Genomic DNA, 255 nt, shown 5'->3' on the forward strand with positions numbered 1-255 from the left:
TTAGAGTTACTGTCATCTTAACGTTATCACCAGGCATTACCATTTCTACGCCTTCTGGTAACTGTACGTCACCTGTTACGTCAGTTGTACGGAAGTAGAACTGTGGACGGTAACCTTTGAAGAAAGGTGTATGACGACCACCTTCATCTTTAGAAAGTACGTATACTTCTGAAGTGAATGTAGTGTGTGGGTTGATTGAACCAGGCTTAGCTAGTACTTGACCACGTTCAACGTCTTCACGCTTAGTACCACGTA

General features: G+C 43.1%; 1 pseudogene. It reads right to left on the reverse strand.

What is annotated here, in order from left to right:
* Positions 1 to 255, reverse strand: a pseudogene (locus PSI06_RS21350) (elongation factor Tu); the annotation flags it as partial.

The sequence above is a fragment of the Pseudoalteromonas sp. GABNS16E genome (assembly GCF_028598715.1).
In the GTDB taxonomy this organism is placed as follows: Bacteria; Pseudomonadota; Gammaproteobacteria; order Enterobacterales; family Alteromonadaceae; genus Pseudoalteromonas; species Pseudoalteromonas atlantica.